The organism is Variovorax paradoxus (assembly GCF_902712855.1).
GTDB lineage: Bacteria > Pseudomonadota > Gammaproteobacteria > Burkholderiales > Burkholderiaceae_C > Variovorax > Variovorax paradoxus_Q.
In genome coordinates this window covers 4,930,500-4,948,895 of sequence record NZ_LR743507.1, presented here as the reverse complement: position 1 = coordinate 4,948,895, position 18,396 = coordinate 4,930,500, and the positions used below count along the sequence as shown (strand labels likewise).

18 protein-coding genes are annotated in these 18,396 nt (G+C 69.6%); 11 read left to right on the top strand and 7 right to left on the bottom strand.

Annotation, left to right across the window (positions count from 1 at the left end; all coding sequences use genetic code 11):
- Nucleotides 1–17: 17 nt before the first annotated feature.
- Together AACL56_RS23380 and AACL56_RS23375 are read right to left on the bottom strand one after the other, a co-directional pair.
- Nucleotides 18–725, bottom strand: coding sequence for a response regulator (locus AACL56_RS23380; protein WP_339092178.1), 708 nt, complete (start codon nt 723–725; stop codon nt 18–20).
- Nucleotides 722–2,311 (bottom strand): ATP-binding protein, encoded by a 1,590-nt coding sequence (locus AACL56_RS23375; RefSeq protein WP_339092177.1) that lies wholly within the window; start codon nt 2,309–2,311, stop codon nt 722–724. Before AACL56_RS23375 ends, AACL56_RS23380 begins: the two co-directional genes overlap by 4 nt.
- 338 nt (nt 2,312–2,649) lie before the next feature.
- Here AACL56_RS23375 and AACL56_RS23370 point away from each other — a divergent pair, with 338 nt between their 5' ends.
- Both AACL56_RS23370 and AACL56_RS23365 read left to right on the top strand, forming a co-directional pair.
- Complete coding sequence (locus AACL56_RS23370) at nt 2,650–2,772, top strand: hypothetical protein (RefSeq protein WP_339092176.1); 123 nt, start codon at nt 2,650–2,652, stop codon at nt 2,770–2,772.
- A 43-nt stretch (nt 2,773–2,815) separates the two neighbouring features.
- Nucleotides 2,816–3,520: an intradiol ring-cleavage dioxygenase gene (locus tag AACL56_RS23365; RefSeq protein WP_339092175.1), complete on the top strand. Its 705-nt coding sequence runs from the start codon at nt 2,816–2,818 to the stop codon at nt 3,518–3,520.
- Nucleotides 3,521–3,533: 13 nt separating this feature from the next.
- Here AACL56_RS23365 and AACL56_RS23360 read toward each other — a convergent pair whose 3' ends face one another.
- From AACL56_RS23360 to AACL56_RS23350, 3 genes are all read right to left on the bottom strand, one after another.
- On the bottom strand, nt 3,534–4,256 hold the full coding sequence (locus AACL56_RS23360; protein WP_339092174.1) for a winged helix-turn-helix domain-containing protein: 723 nt from the start codon (nt 4,254–4,256) through the stop codon (nt 3,534–3,536).
- A gap of 17 nt (nt 4,257–4,273) precedes the next feature.
- Entirely contained in the window at nt 4,274–6,676 is a 2,403-nt protein-coding gene (bamA, locus tag AACL56_RS23355; protein ID WP_339092173.1) for an outer membrane protein assembly factor BamA, read from the bottom strand.
- 76 nt (nt 6,677–6,752) lie between these two features.
- The gene (locus AACL56_RS23350) at nt 6,753–7,430 is read right to left on the bottom strand and encodes a nuclease-related domain-containing protein (protein WP_339092172.1); all 678 of its coding nucleotides are present in this window, start codon (nt 7,428–7,430) and stop codon (nt 6,753–6,755) included.
- A gap of 231 nt (nt 7,431–7,661) precedes the next feature.
- Here AACL56_RS23350 and AACL56_RS23345 point away from each other — a divergent pair, with 231 nt between their 5' ends.
- The 8 genes from AACL56_RS23345 (at nt 7,662) to AACL56_RS23310 (ending at nt 14,859) form a co-directional block, all read left to right on the top strand.
- Complete coding sequence (locus tag AACL56_RS23345) at nt 7,662–8,819, top strand: porin (RefSeq protein ID WP_339092171.1); 1,158 nt, start codon at nt 7,662–7,664, stop codon at nt 8,817–8,819.
- A 111-nt stretch (nt 8,820–8,930) separates the two neighbouring features.
- Nucleotides 8,931–9,161, top strand: a complete 231-nt coding sequence (locus tag AACL56_RS23340; RefSeq protein WP_339092170.1) for a hypothetical protein — start codon at nt 8,931–8,933, stop codon at nt 9,159–9,161.
- Complete coding sequence (locus tag AACL56_RS23335; protein ID WP_339092169.1) at nt 9,161–9,781, top strand: ATP-binding protein; 621 nt, start codon at nt 9,161–9,163, stop codon at nt 9,779–9,781. Before AACL56_RS23340 ends, AACL56_RS23335 begins: the two co-directional genes overlap by 1 nt.
- Nucleotides 9,782–10,015: 234 nt before the next feature.
- A complete protein-coding gene (locus AACL56_RS23330) occupies nt 10,016–10,699 on the top strand; it encodes a response regulator transcription factor (RefSeq protein WP_339092930.1) in 684 nt (227 codons plus the stop codon).
- Entirely contained in the window at nt 10,696–12,084 is a 1,389-nt protein-coding gene (locus AACL56_RS23325) for a sensor histidine kinase (RefSeq protein ID WP_339092168.1), read from the top strand. Before AACL56_RS23330 ends, AACL56_RS23325 begins: the two co-directional genes overlap by 4 nt.
- Nucleotides 12,085–12,212: 128 nt before the next feature.
- Nucleotides 12,213–12,701: a tripartite tricarboxylate transporter TctB family protein gene (locus tag AACL56_RS23320; protein ID WP_339092167.1), complete on the top strand. Its 489-nt coding sequence runs from the start codon at nt 12,213–12,215 to the stop codon at nt 12,699–12,701.
- 25 nt (nt 12,702–12,726) lie between these two features.
- Complete coding sequence (locus AACL56_RS23315; RefSeq protein ID WP_339092166.1) at nt 12,727–14,238, top strand: tripartite tricarboxylate transporter permease; 1,512 nt, start codon at nt 12,727–12,729, stop codon at nt 14,236–14,238.
- Between the two features lie 69 nt (nt 14,239–14,307).
- Entirely contained in the window at nt 14,308–14,859 is a 552-nt protein-coding gene (locus AACL56_RS23310; protein ID WP_339092165.1) for a hypothetical protein, read from the top strand.
- 74 nt (nt 14,860–14,933) lie between these two features.
- Here AACL56_RS23310 and AACL56_RS23305 read toward each other — a convergent pair whose 3' ends face one another.
- Nucleotides 14,934–16,499 carry a hybrid sensor histidine kinase/response regulator gene (locus AACL56_RS23305; protein ID WP_339092164.1) on the bottom strand — a complete coding sequence of 522 codons (1,566 nt, stop codon included), beginning with the start codon at nt 16,497–16,499 and terminating at the stop codon, nt 14,934–14,936.
- The gene (locus tag AACL56_RS23300; protein ID WP_339092163.1) at nt 16,496–17,977 is read right to left on the bottom strand and encodes an ATPase domain-containing protein; all 1,482 of its coding nucleotides are present in this window, start codon (nt 17,975–17,977) and stop codon (nt 16,496–16,498) included. The genes AACL56_RS23305 and AACL56_RS23300 overlap by 4 nt, the downstream gene beginning before the upstream one ends.
- A gap of 215 nt (nt 17,978–18,192) precedes the next feature.
- On the opposite strand from AACL56_RS23300, the gene AACL56_RS23295 reads away from it, so the two are divergent.
- The gene (locus AACL56_RS23295; RefSeq protein ID WP_339092162.1) at nt 18,193–18,390 is read left to right on the top strand and encodes a DUF3606 domain-containing protein; all 198 of its coding nucleotides are present in this window, start codon (nt 18,193–18,195) and stop codon (nt 18,388–18,390) included.
- Nucleotides 18,391–18,396 lie beyond the last annotated feature (6 nt).

Sequence of the window (18,396 nt, the reverse complement as noted above, 5' to 3'; positions counted from 1 at the left end):
AGGGGCGGAAAGGCCGCTCAGCGCCCGCCTTCGAGCGGCGCTTCCCATGCGAAGCCCACGCCGTACACCGACCGGATCCAGTCGTGTTCCGGCGTCACTGCGCCCAGCTTGCGGCGCAGGTTCTTCACATGGCTGTCGATGGCGCGCTCGGTCACGTCCACCGTGTCGTCGTAGGCCAGCTCGAGCAGGCGCGCGCGAGAGAAGATCCGTCCCGGGTGGCGCGACAGCACCTGCAGCAGCCCGAACTCGCGCCGCGTCAGGTTCAGCGGCGTGCCTTCGAGCGAGGCGCGCCAGTGAACGTCGTCCAGCACCAGGCCGGGCGCATCGTCGCGCGCCGCCGCATCCGGGCCATCCGGCGCGGTGCCGGCGGTGCGGCGCAGCACGGCGCGCACGCGTGCCACCAGTTCGCGCGGCGAGAAGGGCTTGCACACGTAGTCGTCCGCGCCCAGTTCCAGGCCGAGCAAGCGGTCGACTTCCTCGATGCGCGCGGTGAGCATGATGATCGGGTGCACCGTGTGCTCGCGCGCGCGGCGCAGCACCTCGATGCCGTCGAGCCGCGGCAGCATGATGTCCAGCAACGTGAGGTCGGGCGGCTCGGCCACGATGCTGTCGAGCGCGCTCTGCCCGTCGGTGAAGTGGGTGGTCTCGTAGCCCGCATGGCGCAGGTAGTCCTGCACCACCGAGGCGATGTCGATCTCGTCTTCGACGATGACGATGCGTGTCATGACTGTGCAGCCAGCGGAAGGGTGATGGTCACGCGCAGCCCGCCCAGCGGCGAGGCCGATGCGTCGATGGTGCCGCCGTGCGCCTCGATGGTGGCGCGGCAGATCGACAGGCCCAGCCCCGAGCCGCCGTGCTCGCGGCTGCGCGAGCCTTCGCCGCGGAACAGGCGGTCGAACAGGCGCGGCAGTTCGTGCTCGGGCACGCCGGGCGTGCTGTCCTCGAACAGCAGCGTGAGGCAGTTGCCGGTCCACGGACCCTCGACCGTGACGTCGATGCGCACCGCGCCGCCTTCGTCGGTGTAGGCCAGCGTGTTCTCCAGCAGGTTCATGAACACCTGGTGCAGCCGGTGGGCGTCGCCCTCGACGGTGGGCTGCGACAGCGTGTCGATGCGGTCGACGGCAATGCGGTCCACCGAGATGCCGCGCCTGGCGAAGCGGTCGCGCGTGTGGTCCAGCGCCTCCTTGAGCAGCGACAGCGGGTAGACGGTGGCGGCCAGCGGGTCGCTCTGCGGCTCGCGCATGCTGCTGCGCAGGTCGTCCACCAGTTGGCCCAGGCGGATCACCTGGCGGTGCAGCCGCAGTGCGGTGCGTTCGTCGAAGGTGCGCACGCCGTCCTGCAGCGCCTCGATCTCGGCGCGCATCGCGGCCAGCGGCGTGCGCAGCTCGTGCGCCGCATCGGCCAGCCAGGCGCGGCGCGAGGCCTCGACGGTGTCCAGCCGCTGCGCCATGTCGTTGAAGGTCTTGCCCAGCAGTGCGAGTTCGTCGGAGCCCTGCACCGCCACGCGGGTGGAAAGCCGGCCGCGCGCCACGTCCTGGGCGGCCTGCGTGAGCTCGTCGATCGGGCGGAACCAGCGCCGCGCGAGCAGCCACGACAGCACCAGCGCGAAGCCCAGGCCGCACAGGCCGGTGAGCACGATCACGCCCGACTGCTGCGCGACGAAGGCGCGGTCGGCCTCGCTCTCGAGACCTTGCATGGGGGCGAGCGCCAGGTAGCCGATCACCGACTTGTTGTGGCGGATCGGCAGGCGTGCCGCATTCGGCAGGTCGATGTCGGCGCCCACCACGCGTGCGCCATGGACGTCGAGCACGGCCAGCCGCTGGAAGATGGAGTCGTGCATGCCGCGCGGGTCGGGGAACACCCAGGGCGGCGGCATGCCCGGCATGCCGGCCGCGCGGCGCGGCAGCAGGTCGAGTTGCGCGGAAGAGGGCGGCATGCCGGGCATGGGGCCGCCATCGGGTGCGTCCGGCGGGGGCGCGGCGCGCATCGCGCGGTATTCGTACCACGGCGGCAACCGCCGTTCGTCGCCGTTGGCGGCCGCGCTGTCGAGCACGCTGGCGAAGCGGCCCATCTGCAGGCGCTGCCAGGCATCCTCGTTGTCGCGCAGGTTCTTCCAGTCGCCGTTAGCCACGTAGTTCTTGAGCACCAGCTGCGAGAGCCAGTCCATCCGGCGGATCTCGATCTCGGCCACGTAGGCGCCCAGGCCGCGCTGCAGCGCAATGATCGACAGGCCCGCGAAGCTGATGAGCAGCACGATCAGCAAGGCGGCCAGCGCCAGGAAGATCTTGCGGGAAAGGGTCAGTTGCGGCATGGGCACGGGGAAGGCTTGGCCGCATTCTGCGGCAAGCATGGCGGTCGGACGGAAGGCGGCGAAGCGGCTGTTCGGAGGCGAAAAACCGATGATGTCGCCCGAATGTGGAGGAAATTGGGAGGATTCCGGGCGCCCCTGCGCAGGGCGCCTCCATCTTTTCTCCCGGATGCAGCGCCAGCATGGCGCCATGAAACCGACGCTGAGCTTCGCGCTGCTGGGGGCGATCACCGTGTTCTTCTGGCTCGTCGCTCAGGCCTGGGCGCTGCTGGTCCTCTGGGCCGAAGGCTGCGCCACCCGCCCGCCAGCGCCCCGCCCGACCCCCAGGACGAAGGAAAACCATGACCGATCGAGACACCGCGCCCATCGGCCGCCGCGGCCTGCTGGCCACCCTGGGCGCCGCGGCGCTGGGCGCGGCGGCCGGAGCCCGCCCGGCCGGCGCCGCCCCGCCAGCCTGCCGCTGACGGCGCAGACCACGGAGGGCCTTACTACCTCGACGTCGGAAAGATGCGCGCCGACATCACCGAAGGCCTCGAAGGCGTGCCGCTCGACGTGCGCTTCACCGTCCGCGACACCGCCGGCAAGCCGCTGCCGAAGCTTCGCGTCGACCTGTGGCATTGCGACGCGCAGGGCCGCTACTCGGGATTCGGCGGGCAGGGCGACGACCGTGCCGGCGGGTTCGAGGGCAAGACCTTCCTGCGCGGCAGCCAGATCACCGGCCGCGACGGCACGGCCGGGTTCACAACCGTCTACCCGGGCTGGTACGCGGGGCGCACCACGCACATCCACATGAAGGTGTTCAACGGCACGCGCGCGGTGCTCACCTCGCAGTTCTTCCTGCCCGATGCGCTGAGCGAGTTCCTCTACACGCAGGTCGCGCTATACCAGCGCGCCCGCGTGCGCGACACGCTCAACAGCGTCGACGGCATCGCGCTGAAGGCCGGCGACACGGTGCTCGGCGCGGTGCGCGAGGAGCGCCAGCGCTATGTGGCAACGCTCGCATTGGTGGTCGACCCCGCCGCCAGTCCGGTGGTCGACCGGCCGCCGCGCCCGGGCGAGCTGCCTTCGCCCGAAGGCATCCGGGGAGGCCCGGGAATGGCTTCGGGCCTGCAAGGCATGCAGTCGCCGGGCGGCGCAGGGCCGATGCGTCCGCGCGCGCCGGAAGGCGCGGCCCGCGTCAAGGCGCTGGTGCCGCCCCGCACCGCCGGCTGAGGCGGCGCCCCGCTCAGCCGGCCTGGCGCTCCGCGAAGCTGAAGCCCACGCCGTAGACCGAGCGGATCCACTCGTGTGCCGGTGCGGCCGCCGCGAGCTTCCTGCGCAGGTTCTTGATGTGGCCGTCGACCGCGCGTTCGTTGACGTCCAGCGCTTCGGGAAACGCCGCCTCCAGCAGCTTCGATCGCGTAAGCACCCGTCCCGGCGCACGCGACAGCGCGCGCAGCAGCAGCAACTCGCGCCGCGTGAGCGTCAGCGGCCGTCCTTCCAGGCTCGCGTTGCCGCGGGCATCCGAGAACGCCACCACGGCCGACGGCTGCCCGGCGGCCCCGCGCTGCGCGTGCCGGCGCAGCACCGTGTTCACGCGCGCGACCACCTCGCGCGGCGAGAAGGGCTTGCACACGTAGTCGTCGGCGCCCATGTCCAGCGCACGCAGCCGGTCGTCCTCGTGGACGCGCGCTGTCAACATGATGATCGGGTGATTGCTGTGCAGGCGCACCCGGCCCAGCACGTCGATGCCGTCGCGCACCGGGTCGCGCTGCCGGCCTTGCTCGCCGTCGCGCCCGCGCGGCAGCACGATCTCCAGCAGCGTGAGCGCTGGCGGCGACGTCAGGATGCGCTCGAGCGCCGCCTCGGCGTCCCCGATCTGCTCGACCTCGTGCCCTGCGCCGTGCAGGTGCGCGCCCAGCAGGGCGGCGCTGTCGCGCCCGTCTTCCACCAGCAGGATCCGGCCCATGGCTGTGCTCCCTGCGGTCAGAAAGACGTTCCGATCTGGAACTGGAAGCGCTGCGTGCGGTCGGCCGCGATGCTGTTGGCCGTGTCCTCCTTCTGGTAGAGCAGCGGCACCGCATACGCCAGCCGCAGCGGCCCGAGCGGCGAGATCCAGCTGATGCCGATGCCGGCCGACGCGCGCAGCCTGTTCTGCGCCTTCCACTGCGCGTCGGTCATGCTGGCCGTGCGGTCGGTGAACACGTTACCGGCGTCCAGGAAGGTGTACATGCGCAGCGTCTTGTCGTTGCCCGCGCCGGGAAAGGGCGTGCTGAACTCCATGTTGAAGATCGCCTTGCGCGTGCCGCCGAGCGCGCCGCCCGTCACCGCGTCGGTCGGGCCCAGCGAGTTCTGCTCGAAGCCGCGGATCGAACCCAGGCCGCCCGCATAGAAGTTCTTGAAGATCGGGTACGTGCTGTTGCCCAGCGCCCGCGCATAGCCGAGCTGGCCGTTGACGGCCAGCGTGTACTGCTTGGACAGCGGAAAGTACTGCTGGTACTGGTAATTCGACTTCATGTAGCGCAGTTCGCTGCCCACGCCCACCTCGAGGTTGGCGCTCTGCAGCACGCCGCGCGTGGGCACCAGCGCGCTGTCGCGGTCGTCGCGCGACCAGCCCAGGGTGGCCGGGATGCCCACGATGCTCGAGTTGGCGCAGCTCACGCTCGGCACCGTGCCCGTGCACTTGAAGTATTCGAGGTAGGCCTGCGGCGTGGCCGTGTACACGTACGAGCCGTCGACCAGGGTGTAGGTGCCGTTGGTGCCGGGCGTGAACGAATAGCGCTCCACGCCGATGCCCAGGTACACCGTGTCCTGCTCGCCCACCGGGAAGCCGAAGCGCACCGACCCGCCGTCGCTCGCGAGCTTGTAGTTGCCGTCGGCCTCGTAGTAGGGCCGCGTGGTGGTGTGGAACACGTTCAGCGTGCGCGAGATGCCGTCCCTGGTGAAGTACGGGTCGGTGGCGGTGAGCGAGATGGTGCGGTTGTACGAGCTGGTGTTCACGTTCAGCCCCAGGTAGTTGCCGGTGCCGAACACGTTCTCCTGCGTGATGCCGAAGCTCAGCGACACCTTGTCGGTGGACGAGTAGCCCGCGCCCAGCTGCAGCGAGCCGGTCGGCTTCTCGGTCACGTTCACCGCCAGGTCGACCTGGTCGGGCGAGCCGGGCACGTCGACGGTGTCGACGTTCACGTCGGTGAAGAAACCCAGCCGGTCGATGCGGTCGCGCGACGCGCGGATCTTGTTGCCGTCGTACCAGGCGCCTTCGTACTGGCGGAACTCGCGGCGGATCACCTCGTCGCGCGTCCTGGCGTTGCCGCCGATGTCGATGCGCCGCACGTAGGCGCGCCGCGAGGCCTCGGCCTTGAGCACCAGGGTGACGCGGTTGTTGAGGCGGTCGATCTCGGGCTCTGCCTTCACGCGCGCGAAGGCGTAGCCGAAGGTGCCGAAGTAGTCGGTGAAGGCCTTGGTGGTGGCCGCCACCGCCTCGCCGTTGTAGGGCGCGCCGGGGCGGATGGTGACCAGCGTCCTGAACTCGTCGTCGCGGCCCATGTAGTCGCCCGCGAGCTTCACGCCGGCCACCACGAACTTCTCGCCTTCGGAGATGTTGATGGTGAGCGTCAGCGTCTGCCGGTCGGGAGAGATGGCCACCTGCGTCGAGTCGATGCGGAACTCCAGGTAGCCGCGCGTGATGTAGTAGGAGCGCAGCGTCTCCAGGTCGCCGTTGAACCTGGTGCGCGAGTACTGGTTCGACTTGGTGTACCAGGCCAGCCAGCCGCCGCTGTCCTGGTCGAACAGGTCGAGCAGCGTGCTCTCGCTGAAGGCCTTGTTGCCGACCACGTGCACTTCCTTGATGCGCGCGGGTTCGCCCTCGGTCACGGTGAAGGTCAGGTTCACGCGGTTGTTCTCCAGCGGCGTGACGGTGGTGACCACCTGGGCGTTGTAGAGGCTGCGGCCGATGTACTGCCGCTTGAGTTCCTGTTCGGCGCGGTCGGCCAGTGCCTTGTCGTAGGCCTGTCCGTCGGCCAGGCCGATCTCGCGCAGCGCCTTCTGCAATGCGGCCTTGTCGAACTCCTTGGCGCCGACGAAGTCGACGTCGGCGACGGTGGGGCGCTCCTGCACCGCCACCACGAGCACGTTGCCGTTCACGTCGATGCGCACGTCCTTGAACAGCCCGAGCTTGAACAGTTCGCGGATCGCGTTGCTGCCGCGCTCGTCGCTGTAGGTGTCGCCGGGCTTCAGGCCGATGGTGGCGAAAACGGTGCCGGGCTCGACGCGCTGCAGGCCTTCGAGGCGGATGTCCTTCACGGTGAAGGGATCGGTGGCCCAGGCGGGAATGGAGGCCAGCGAGGCAAGCAGCGCTGCGGCTGCTGCGAGGGACTTCGTCAGATGCATCGCCGCATGGTCATTGCCAATGTCGGAGAAATGTGGGACTTCCCCGGCATCGGCGGGGCTGTAGCGTGTCTTTACGTTACTGCAACCCCATGGCGTTTGCGCCTGTCCAGCGCGAAGGCGTGCCGGTGCTGGCCGATGATGCTGCGAAGCCGCTTCGCTCGCGGCAGTTCTGCAGGTGGTCCTCGAGCGACAGGTCGCCCTGGATCTCGAGCAGCCGCTCCACGGTGCGGTCGATGGCCTGCGCGTCGAGCAGCCGGTAGGTGCGCGCGGTGCGGCCGTTGTTGCGCACCAGCCGTGCGATGTAGGGCAGGTCCTGCTGCGTGATGACGGCCGCCGGCATCACGCCTTCGAGCTCGATGCCCTCGCACGGCAGCAGGACGAAGTACTGCAGCCGCAGGTCGTCGGGCAGCAGGCCGCGCAGCTGCGCCGTCTTGCGGCCGCCCTGCCAAGCGGGGTCCTTCACCTCGCGCGCGTTCTGGCAGCCGTTGAGCCGCAGGAACCAGCGCGGCGGCGACTGGTCCGACTTCTTGCGGTAGACGAAGGCGTTGCGCCACGCCTTGATCTCGAACAGGTAGACGCCGGTCTCGCACACCAGCACCGCGTCTATGCGCGCGGTGCGCACCGCATGCCCCTCGGGCATCGGAATGACGAGGTTGCGAAGAATCCGCAGGTGCGAAAAGGCCGGGCTGAAAGCGCTGGCGAGCTGCTGCGCGCCCAGCGACGAGGCGATGCCGCCTTGCAATGCAATGGTCATGTGTGACTCCTTCGGCCGCCGAGCATCGCGCGGCTTTTGGGAGACTTTTCGTACGAGATGTGTCCGCCAGTCGCGCGGGGCGCGTGCGGGCATGTGCCGGCATGCGCGAGCAGCGTGCCCGCAAGCAACATTCCGTGCAAAGACGCGGCATTCACAAGATTCCTCCGAATTTGGACGGGACCATGCGTGCCGGCTGCTCGATGGCGGGCCGCCGGAACCGGAGAAACCTGAATGAAGAAAACCCTCACGGCATTCGCTGTCCTGGCCGTCTGCGGGCTGGCCTCTGCCCAATCGTCCGTCACGCTGTTCGGTGTCGTCGACGCCGGCGTGACCTACCAGTCGGCCACCGCACGCGATGCGATCACGGGCGCGTCGGTCAAGCAAAGCAAGACAAGCCTGGGCAACTCCGGCTACAACTCCAGCCGCCTGGGCTTTCGCGGCACCGAGGACCTCGGAGGCGGCCTGGCCGCGAGCTTCTGGCTCGAAGCGCCCATCACCAACGACGACGGCGCCACCGGCGTGAGCACCTTCAACCGGCGCTCCACCGTGAGCCTGTCGGGTGGCTTCGGCGAGCTGCGCCTGGGCCGCGACTACACCGCCACGTTCTGGAACGACACCGTGTTCGACCCGTTCGGCACCAACGGCTCGGGCACCAACCTGATCAGCACGGTGGGCGGCAACACCACCATCAACAACGCCAACTACGTGCGCGCGAGCAACATGGTGGGCTACTTCCTGCCGCCGAACCTGGGCGGCTTCTACGGGCAGCTGCAGTACAGCTTCCACGAGAACACCAGCACGGACGCGACCACCACCACCGCGGCCACGAGCAGCAGCGCCGGGCGCTACGTCGGCGGACGCTTCGGCTATGCCAACGGCCCGCTGGACGTCGCGCTGGCCGTGGGCCAGAACGTCGCGGTGGACACCGCCGCGCTGGAGCGCAAGGTGCAGACCGTCAACCTCGGCGCGTCGTACGACTTCGGTCCGGTGAAGCTGTTCGGTGAGCTCTCGAACGTGAAGAACAAGTTCGACACCGCGCTGGCGAACACGCACGACAGCTACGACGGCTACCTGATCGGTGCGACCGTGCCGGTGGGTGCGGGCCTGATCCGCGCGTCGTACTCGGTGGTGCGCTACAACGAAGGCGCGGCCGGCATCACGGGCGAGGACCCGCGCGCGCAGAAGCTGGCCATCGGCTACGTGCACAACCTGTCCAGGCGCACGGCGTTGTACGCCACGGTGGCGCGGGTGAACAACCGCAACGACGCCAACTACACGGGCAGCCTGGTGTCGGCCAGCACGGCGGGCTACGGCAGCGCGGTGGTGGGCTTCAGCGGCGTGCCGCGCTCCTCCACCGGCTACGACTTCGGCATCCGCCACGCGTTCTGACGCGTGGTCCGCATCGCGCGGAAGCGATGCGTCGCAAGCGCAAAGGGCGCACGCCCTTTGCCCGCCGCGTCGCTTCCCGCGCGGCCTCCTTCTTCCAGCAGTGAGTTGTCAATGAACCGAATCAGGCTCTTCGCCGGCGCCCTCGCGGCTGCCGGTCTCACGGGTTGCATCATGCTGCCCCCGCCGCCACCGATGTTCCACCGCCCGCCGCCGCATGGCTTCCGCGCCGAAGGCGGTCCGATGCCCTTCGGCGACGCACGCAGGCCACCGCCCGCGCGCGAGATGTGCGACGCACGCTGCACGCCGGGCGAACCCGACGCGCAGGCGCCGGGGGCGCGCTGATGGCTTCGGCACAGCTGCAGTCCGGCAATCTCGGCGCGGTCATCGCGAGCGTGGTGCTTCTCGGCCTGGGCGGCGTGCTCTTCCTGATGGGGGCGCTGTTCGTTGCCGGTGCCCGGCAAGGCGCCAAGGCCCGCGAACTCGCCGAGCAGGCCAGGAACGATGTGCGTCGGCGCCAGGACGCCAGCCGCGTGCAGGACCTTCGCCCGCTGCTCGACGCCGCCGCGGGCGGCGCTGGATGCCAGGCCATTCGACTGGACGTCCAGCTGCCGCCGGACGCCGTGCCCGTGCTCGGGATCGAAGCCGAACTGCGCGAACTGCTCGCCAAGGTCACGGCCTACGCGGCGAGCGTGATGCGCGCCGGCGCCACGCTGCAGGTGTCCGCGCGGGTGCAGGGCGCGCAGGCGGTGATCCACTGGCGCGACCTCGAGGCCGACGATGCACGGCCGGCGCTCGCGAAGTTCTTCGACGGCACGCACGCCGCGGCGGCGGGTGCCGCGCGCGCCTGCGAGCGCATCGCGAGCCATCACGGCGGGCGCATCTATTCCGCGCCCCATGCGGGCGGCGTGCTCGGCCTCACGCTGCGACTGCCGCTGCAGGCCTGGGGCGTGAACACGCTCTAACCCGCCACGGGCCGAACATGGACAAACGGTAATGAAGCGGCCGTGCCCCTCCTGTTCCAATCGCGGCTAGGATGGCCGGCGGCGGCGCCCGGACGGGTGGCGGCCGCCAGACTCCTTCGCCATGAGCTCCAGCACGCAGTCCTTCGCCGAATCGCCTTCTTCGTTCCCGGCCCGCTTCGCGGCCCAGTGCACCCCTCGCGCGGGTGTGGCACCGAAGTGCTAGGTCCCACCGCCATCTGGCGCTGCCTCATCGTCGAGGACGACGCCGACAACGCGCGCTACATCGCGGACGGCTTCCGCGCGCTCGGCCATGTGGCCGTGATCAGCCGCGACGGTGCCGACGCACTCGCGCGCGCGACGGGCGAGACATGGGACCTGGTCATCCTCGACCGCATGCTGCCCAACGAGGTCGACGGCCTGTCGATCCTCTCGACGATGCGCGCGCTCGGAAGGAAGACGCCGGTGCTGGTGCTCAGCGCGCTGAGCGCGCTCGACGAGCGCGTGCGCGGCCTCAAGGCCGGCGGCGACGACTACCTGGCCAAGCCCTTCGCCTTCTCCGAACTGGCGGCGCGCGCCGAGGCGCTGGTGCGCCGTTCGCGCACCGGCCCCGAGATCCGCACGCTGCAGGTGGCCGACCTCACGCTCGACCTCGCGCGCCGGCAGGTCGAGCGCGGCGGCCGGCCCATCGCGCTGCAGCCGCGCGAGTTCCGGCTGCTGGCCTACCTCATGATGCATCCGGGGCAGGTGGTCACGCGCACGATGCTGCTCGAGGCCGTGTGGGACTACCAGTTCGACCCGCAGACCAACGTGATCGATGTGCAGGTCAGCCGCCTGCGCAGCAAGCTCGATGCCGGCGGCGCGCCCACGCTGATCCACACCGTGCGCGGCGTGGGCTACACGCTGGCGCCGCCGCAATGATCCGCACCCTGCGCCAGCTCTGGCGCTCGGTCGGCTTCCGGCTCGCCTTCTACTACGGGCTGCTGGTGGCCATCACCATGCTCGCGGCGCTCGCCATCGTCTACATGCAGACGGTGGGTGTGCTGCAGCAGCGCATGGTGCGGCAGGTGGCCGCGAGCACGCAGCAGCTCATGGTGCGCTACGACGCGCGCGGCGCCGACGGCGTGGCCGGAGAGATCGCCAACGCGCTGTCGGATGGCCGCAATTCCGACAACGAGATCTACCTGCTGACGGACCGCGAGGGCCGCAAGCTCGCGGGCAATCTCGACCAGGTGCCGTCGCAGTCGCCCGACGCGGGCGATGGCGTCCACCGGCGAGTGGTGCGCGCGGGGCAGACCGTCATCGCCTACCTGGTGATGCGGCCGCTGCCCGACGGCGGGCAGCTCGTGGTGGGCCACGACCTGCGCGACCAGGAGTCGATCGAATCGCTGGTGGCCAGCGCCAGCGCGGCGGCGGGCATCGTCGCGGTGCTGCTGCTGATCGGCGGCACCTTCGTGTTCCGGCAGGAGCTGGAACGCAGCGTGGGCGCGGTGCGGCGCACGGCCGCGCGCATCGCGGCGGGCGAGCTGCAGGAACGCGTGGCGCGCTCCGGCCAGCAGGGCCAGGAAGACGAGTTCGCCCTGCTGGAGCACGACATCAACGCGATGCTCGACCGCATCCAGTCGCTGATGGACGGCGTGCGGCACGTGTCGAACACCATCGCGCACAACCTGCGCACGCCGCTCACGCGCGTGCTGGTGCGGCTGCGCTCGGCGGAAACCGGCCTGGCGGCGGACGACCCGCAGCGCGAGGCCGTGGCCACCGCCATCCGCGAACTCGAGGAACTGGCCGTGGTGTTCGAGAAGTTGCTGCAGATCGCGGAGGTCGAGGCCGGCGCGCGGCGGCAGCAGTTCGCGCCGGTAGCACTGCACGTGATCGCCGACGACGTGGCGGAACTGTACGAGGCGGTGGCCGAGATGCAGGGCATCACGCTGCTGCGCGAGCCGGCCGACATGGCCCTGGCGCTGGGCGACCGCGACCTGCTCGCGGGCGCCGCGGCCAACCTGCTCGACAACGCGCTGAAGTACGCCGCCAACGGCCGCACCGGCGCCACGGTGCGCATCGGCACGCACACGGTGGACGGGCGCGCGCAGCTCTTCGTGCAGGACGACGGGCCCGGCATTCCGCCGGCCGAGTACGAGCGCATCGGCGTGCGCTTCCACCGGCTCGACCGCCGCACGCCGGGCCACGGCCTGGGGCTGGCGAGCGTGAAGGCGGTGGTCGCGCTGCACGGCGGCCGGCTGGCGTTCGGCGACGCGCGCCCCGGCCTGCGCGCATGCATCGACCTGCCGACGGCGGACGACTGAGCGCCACGCGCGCGCCCGCCACATTGCCGAACGGCAATGTTTTGTTCATACACAGGAAAGCCTTGAATTCCTAGGATCGCTCGGCGCACAACCCGTGCCAATCAACGCAGTTCCAGGAGACATCAACGGTGAGAATCAAGAGTCAGAGAGACTTCTGCTCGGGCGTGCTTTTCAGCGCCTTCGGCGTGGCCTTCGCATGGGGCGCCACGACCTACAACGTCGGCTCCGGCGCCCGCATGGGGCCCGGCTACTTTCCCCTGATCGTGGGCGTCCTCATTGCCCTCATGGGCGTGGCGATCACGCTCAAGGCGCTCAGCGTCGAGACGGAAGACGGCGAGCCCATCGGGCGCATCGCATGGAAACCGCTGGTGTTCATCATCGGCGCCAACCTCACGTTCGGCGTGCTGCTCGGCGGCCTGCCCAGCATCGGGCTGCCGTCGATGGGCCTCATCGTGGCGATCTACGCGCTGACCTTCATCGCCAGCCTGGCGGGGGACAACTTCGGCTGGAAGGGCGTGACCGCGCTCGCGACCATCCTCGCGCTCGGCAGCTACCTGGCCTTCGTGGTCGCGCTGAAGCTGCAGTTCCAGGTGTGGCCGACTTTCATCGCAGGCTGATTCGCAGAAGAACAAGACAAGACACATGGACCTGATTACCAACCTCTCGATCGGCTTCGGCGTCGCCTTCACGGCGCAGAACCTCGTCTATGCCTTCGTGGGCTGCCTGCTGGGCACGCTGATCGGCGTGCTCCCGGGCATCGGCCCGGTCGCGACCATCGCGATGCTGCTTCCAGCCACGTATGCGCTGCCGCCCGTGTCGGCGCTCATCATGCTGGCCGGCATCTACTACGGCGCGCAGTACGGCGGCTCCACCACCGCGATTCTGGTGAACCTGCCCGGCGAGTCCTCGTCGGTGGTGACCGTGATCGACGGCTACCAGATGGCGCGCAAGGGGAGGGCGGGACCGGCGCTCGCCGCTGCCGGCCTGGGCTCGTTCTTCGCGGGTTGCGTGGGCACGCTGATCCTGGCCGCCTTCGCGCCGCCGCTGACCGAACTGGCCTTCAAGTTCGGCCCTGCCGAATACTTCTCGCTGATGATCCTGGGCCTGATCGGCGCCGTGGTGCTGGCCTCGGGCTCGCTGCTCAAGGCCATCACGATGATCCTGTTCGGCCTGGCGCTGGGCCTGGTGGGCACCGACGTGAACTCGGGCGTGGCGCGCTACAGCTTCGACATTCCGGAGCTCACCGACGGCATCGGCTTCATCGCGATCGCCATGGGCGTGTTCGGCTACGGTGAGATCATTGCCAACCTGGCCGTGCCGGAACATGAGCGCGAGGTGTTCACCGCGAAGGTGAAGGGCCTGTGGCCCACCAAGCAGGACTTCAAGGACATGACGCCCGCGGTGCTGCGCGGCACGGCGCTGGGTTCGGCACTGGGCATCCTGCCCGGCGGCGGCGCGCTGCTGTCGGCCTTCGCGGCCTACACGATCGAGAAGAAGATGAAGCTGAAGAAGGGCGAAGTGCCCTTCGGCAAGGGCAACATCCGCGGCGTGGCCGGCCCCGAGTCGGCCAACAACGCCGGCGCGCAGACCTCTTTCATCCCGCTGCTGACACTGGGCATTCCGCCCAATGCGGTGATGGCGCTGATGGTCGGTGCCATGACGATCCACAACATCCAGCCGGGTCCGCAGGTCATGACCAGCAACCCCGAACTGTTCTGGGGCCTGATCGCCTCGATGTGGATCGGCAACCTGATGCTGATCGTGCTGAACCTGCCGATGATCGGCATCTGGATCAAGCTGCTGACCATTCCCTACAAGTGGCTCTTCCCGTCGATCGTGCTGTTCTGCGCGGTGGGCGTGTATTCGGAGAACAACAACACCTTCGACGTGTGGATGGTCGCGATCTTCGGCATCGTGGGCTACCTGTTCCTGAAGCTGAAGTGCGAGCCGGCCCCACTGCTGCTGGGCTTCATCCTCGGGCCGATGATGGAAGAGAACCTGCGGCGCGCGCTGCTGCTGTCGCGCGGCGACTGGAGCGTGTTCGTCATGCGGCCGCTCTCGGCGGGCCTGCTGGCCGCCGCCGCGCTGCTGCTCGTGGTGGTGCTGCTGCCTTCGGTCAAGGCCAAGCGCGAAGAAGCCTTCGTCGAGGACTGAAGCGAACCGGCAAGCCCTTGAAATGGGGGAAGGGCGGCGAACGGAACTCCGCGTCATACTCGCGGTCCCATGGTTCCGCTGCCTTCTTCCCCGATGCCGAACGTGCGCCTCCCTGCCTCCCTGACCCTTCTTCGTTCCTTCGCCGCCAGTGGCGCGGTCCTTGTCGCCGGTGCGCTGCATGCACAGGCGCTGCCGCCGGGCGTGCATCTCGGCATGTCGGCGGAGGAACTGCAGGCCGCGCTGCCTGCCGCCGAGCGCGTGCAGCGGCCGCAACGCCTGAGCGGCGGGCTGGTCGGCAACTGGCGCGCGGCGCCCGTCGAGATGGCCGGGCTGCTGTTCGAACCCACCTTCTTCTTCGCCGCTTCGCAGCTGCGCCGCGTCGAGTACGTGGCTGCGGCGCAGTCCACGCCCGACAGCGGCGCCTCGGCCTTTGCGGCCCTGGTGCAGTGGGGCCGCGGTGCGTTCGGCACAGAACTCGCTTCGCGCGACCCTGGCAGCGCCTACGCAGCATGGGTCAGCAGCGACACCGACGTGTACGTGCAGCAGGTCAGCGATCCGCGCCGTGCCAGCGTGCGCCTGGTCTACAAGGCCCGGCAGCTGCGCGACGGCAGCGAGCTCTGAGCTGCGCAAACCCTCTGGCTCGCAGAGGCGCGCGATAGCGGAAGAAAGGCTGCCGCCGGCCTCGGGCAGCGGCCTCAGGCGATGCCGTGCCCGTCGAGCCGGTGCAGCGCGACCGCCAGCTCGTTCACGTCGACGGGCTTCAGCAGGTGATGGTCGAAGCCGGCGCGCGCGATGCGCAGCCGGTCATCGGGCTGGCCCCAGCCCGTGAGCGCGATCAGCCCGATGCCGTGCAGCTGCGGATGCGCCCGCAGGCGCCGCGCCAGCTCGCAGCCGTCCATTCCCGGCATGCCGATGTCCAGGATGGCGACCGAGGGCTGGAAGTGCTCGGCCTTCGCCAGTGCTTCCGTGCCGCTGAACGCCACGGCCGCCTGCGCGCCCAGCAGGCCCAGCAGCGCCGCGAGCGACTCCGCGGCGTCGCGGTTGTCGTCCACCACCAGGATGCGGTGCTGCGCCGCCATCGTGTCTTCCGGGGGGGCGGCCATCGCGCCGGCCCGTACGCCATGGTCGAGCAGCGGCAGCGACACCGTGAATTCGCTGCCCCGGTTGGCGCCCTCGCTCGCCGCGCCGACCGTGCCGCCGTGCAGTTCCACCAGGCTCTTGACCAGCGTGAGCCCGATGCCCAGGCCACCCTGCGCGGCGCGCGCGGTGCCGCTGACCTGCATGAACATGTCGAAGATCGCTTCGAGCATGGCGGCCGGAATGCCCGCGCCGCTGTCCTTCACCCGCACCACCGCGTGGCCGAGCCCATCCTGCTCGACGAACACGTCGATGCGCCCGCCCTCGGGCGTGTACTTGGCCGCATTGTTCAGCAGGTTGGCGAACACCTGTGTGAGCCGCACGTTGTCGCCCTTCACGGCGAGCGCCTCGTCGGCGATGTGCACCTCGAGCGTGTGGCGGCCGGCGTCCATCAGCGGGCGGCTGAGCTCGACCGCGCCGCGGATCACCTGGTCGAGCGCGAGATCGTCCAGCTGCAGCTCGATCTTGCCGCGCGTGATGCGCGAGACCTCCATCAGGTCGCTCACGAGGCGCACCATGTGGTCGAGCTGGCGGCCCATCAGCTCGTAGTAGGGCTGCGCGGTTTCCGGGGTGAGCGGCTTGCGCTTGAGAATGGCCAGCGCGGTGCTCAGCGGCGCCATCGGGTTGCGCAGCTCGTGCGCCAGCGTGGCGAGGAATTCGGTCTTGCGCCGGTCGGCCTCGTTGAGGTCCTCCAGAATGCGGCGCAGCTCGTACTGCCGCCGCCGGGCGCGCAGCGCGCTGCGCAGCGCACTCACCAGCGAGGCCACGCGGATGGGGCGCTCCAGCACGGTGACATTGGCCATGCCTTCCATGGCGGTGGTGATGGCGCGCGAGTCGGCGCCCTGGCGCGCGAGGATCAGCACCGGCAGGTCGGACCACGGGGGCTGGTCCGCCACCGCGGCGGCAAGTTCAGCGGCGCCGCTGCCCGCGAGCATTTCTTCGGACACCAGCAGCGCGCCGGCGCCGTGGCCGATTTCGTCCAGCAGCTCGGACAAGCCGCTGCATACCCGCGTCTGGATGCCCGACTGCGCGAGCACGGCGGACGCCATCGTGGCGTCCTTCACGGTGGCCGTTCGCATCAGGACGCGCAGCTGCGGATCCTGGACCGTGGGAGTGTCCGTCACCGTGCAGGCGTGGCGAAGCCGTCGATCGGCACCGGCACGCCGGTCAGGATGCCTCTGAAATGGCGCAGCGGCTCGCCCACGTTGAGCCCGCGCTCGTCCATCGAGAAGGCCCGTATGGAGCGCTCGTGCGCACCGCCGCGCTTCTTGAGCACCGAGATCGCCTGGCGCACTTCGCCGTCGGCCTCGTAGTAGCGCAGGAGCACCACCGCGTCGGCGAGATAGCTGGCGTCCACCGGCGTCTGCATCTGCATGCCGATGAGCCCGTGCTGCGCGCCGACCAGCAGCGTGGCCACGCCGGACTGCCCGAGGTAGGTGAGAAGCTCGTGCAGTTGCACGATCAGAAAGCGCTCGTCGGGCATCGCGTTGAGGTACCCGTTCAGGCTGTCGATGACGATCACCTTCGCCCCGTGCTGCGTCACCGCCACGCGGATCTCGTGCACCAGCTCGCCCGGCGAAAGCTCGGCCGGGTCAACCTGCTTGATGCGGATGCGGCCCGACTGCAGGTGGGGCTCCAGCGTCATGCCCAGGCCGACACTGCGTGTGCGCAAGGTGTTGACGCTCTCGTCGAAGATGAAGAGCGCGGCCGCTTCGCCGCGCTCGGCCGCCGCGATGGCGAACTGCGCCGCCACCGACGACTTGCCCGTGCCCGGCGCGCCGACGAGCAGGGTGCTCGTGCCTTTTTCGAGGCCGCCGCCCAGCAGCGCATCGAGCGCCTCGATGCCGCTGGGCAGCTTGGTCTGTGCGGTGTCGTTGACATGCTCGGCCGCCACCAGGCGCGGAAACACCTGCAGGCCGCCGCGGTGGATCTTGTAGTCGTGGTAGCCGCCCCGGAACGGCTGGCCGCGGTACTTCACCACGAGCAGGCGGCGGCGCGCGGCGCCGTAGTCGGAGTTCGACTGCTCCAGCCGCACGACGGCGTGCGCGATGCTCTGCACCTGCAGGTCGTGCTCGGTGGCGGTCATGTCGTCCAGCAGCAGCACGGTGCACTGGCGCCCGGCGAAGAACTGCTTGAGCGCCAGGATCTGCCGGCGGTAGCGCAGCGAGGTGCCCGACAGCAGCCGCAGCTCGGACAGCGAATCGAACACGATGCGCGAAGGCTTGATGACTTCCACGTCGCTCAGGATGCGCAGCGTGGTTTCGCTCAGTTCCACCTCCGAGGGGTGGAACATGGTGTATTGCTCCTCGGGCTGCAGGCTGTCCTGCGTGGGCAGCATCTCGCGCACATGGACGCTGCCGATGTCCCAGCCGTGCGAGGCTGCCACGCCGCGCAGCTCCTGCTCGGTTTCGGACAGCGTGACGTACAGTACCGATTCCCCGCGCGCGGCGCCCTCGAGCAGGAACTGCATCGCGATGGTCGTCTTGCCCGCGCCGGGCGTGCCTTCGAGCAGGTAGAGCCGGTTGGGTTCGAGGCCGCCGCCGAGTACGTCGTTCAGCCCCGGCACGCCCACGCTCAGCAACCGCTGGTGGTCAGGCTCCATGGTTCGTCTCCGTGAAAGAAGGGTTCTTGGCCGAATTCAAGCACCGAAGCCACCGTGCCGCGTGCAGGACGGCGCCGCATGGCGGGCAGATGGGGCGATGTCCTGCACGGCGCGTCGGAGTCGTCCGGCTGGACGGTCGGGGCCGACGTGGAAACTGCCTTTCCTGCCGGTTCGCACCCCCCTTCAACACCCCCTCAAGCCTTCAGGAGCAGACGATGCGCGAAGAGAACGACATGAGCCCGACGAGCGAGATCCGCATTCCCCAGGACGACGAACGCATCGACGTCACCGATCTCAAGGAGGTCGACTACTGGACGCAGTGGTTCGGCGTGAGCGAGGAGCGGCTTCGCACCGCGGTGGCCTCGGCGGGCACGGTCAAGGACGACCTGCGCATCTACCTCGGCCTGCCCTGAGGCGCG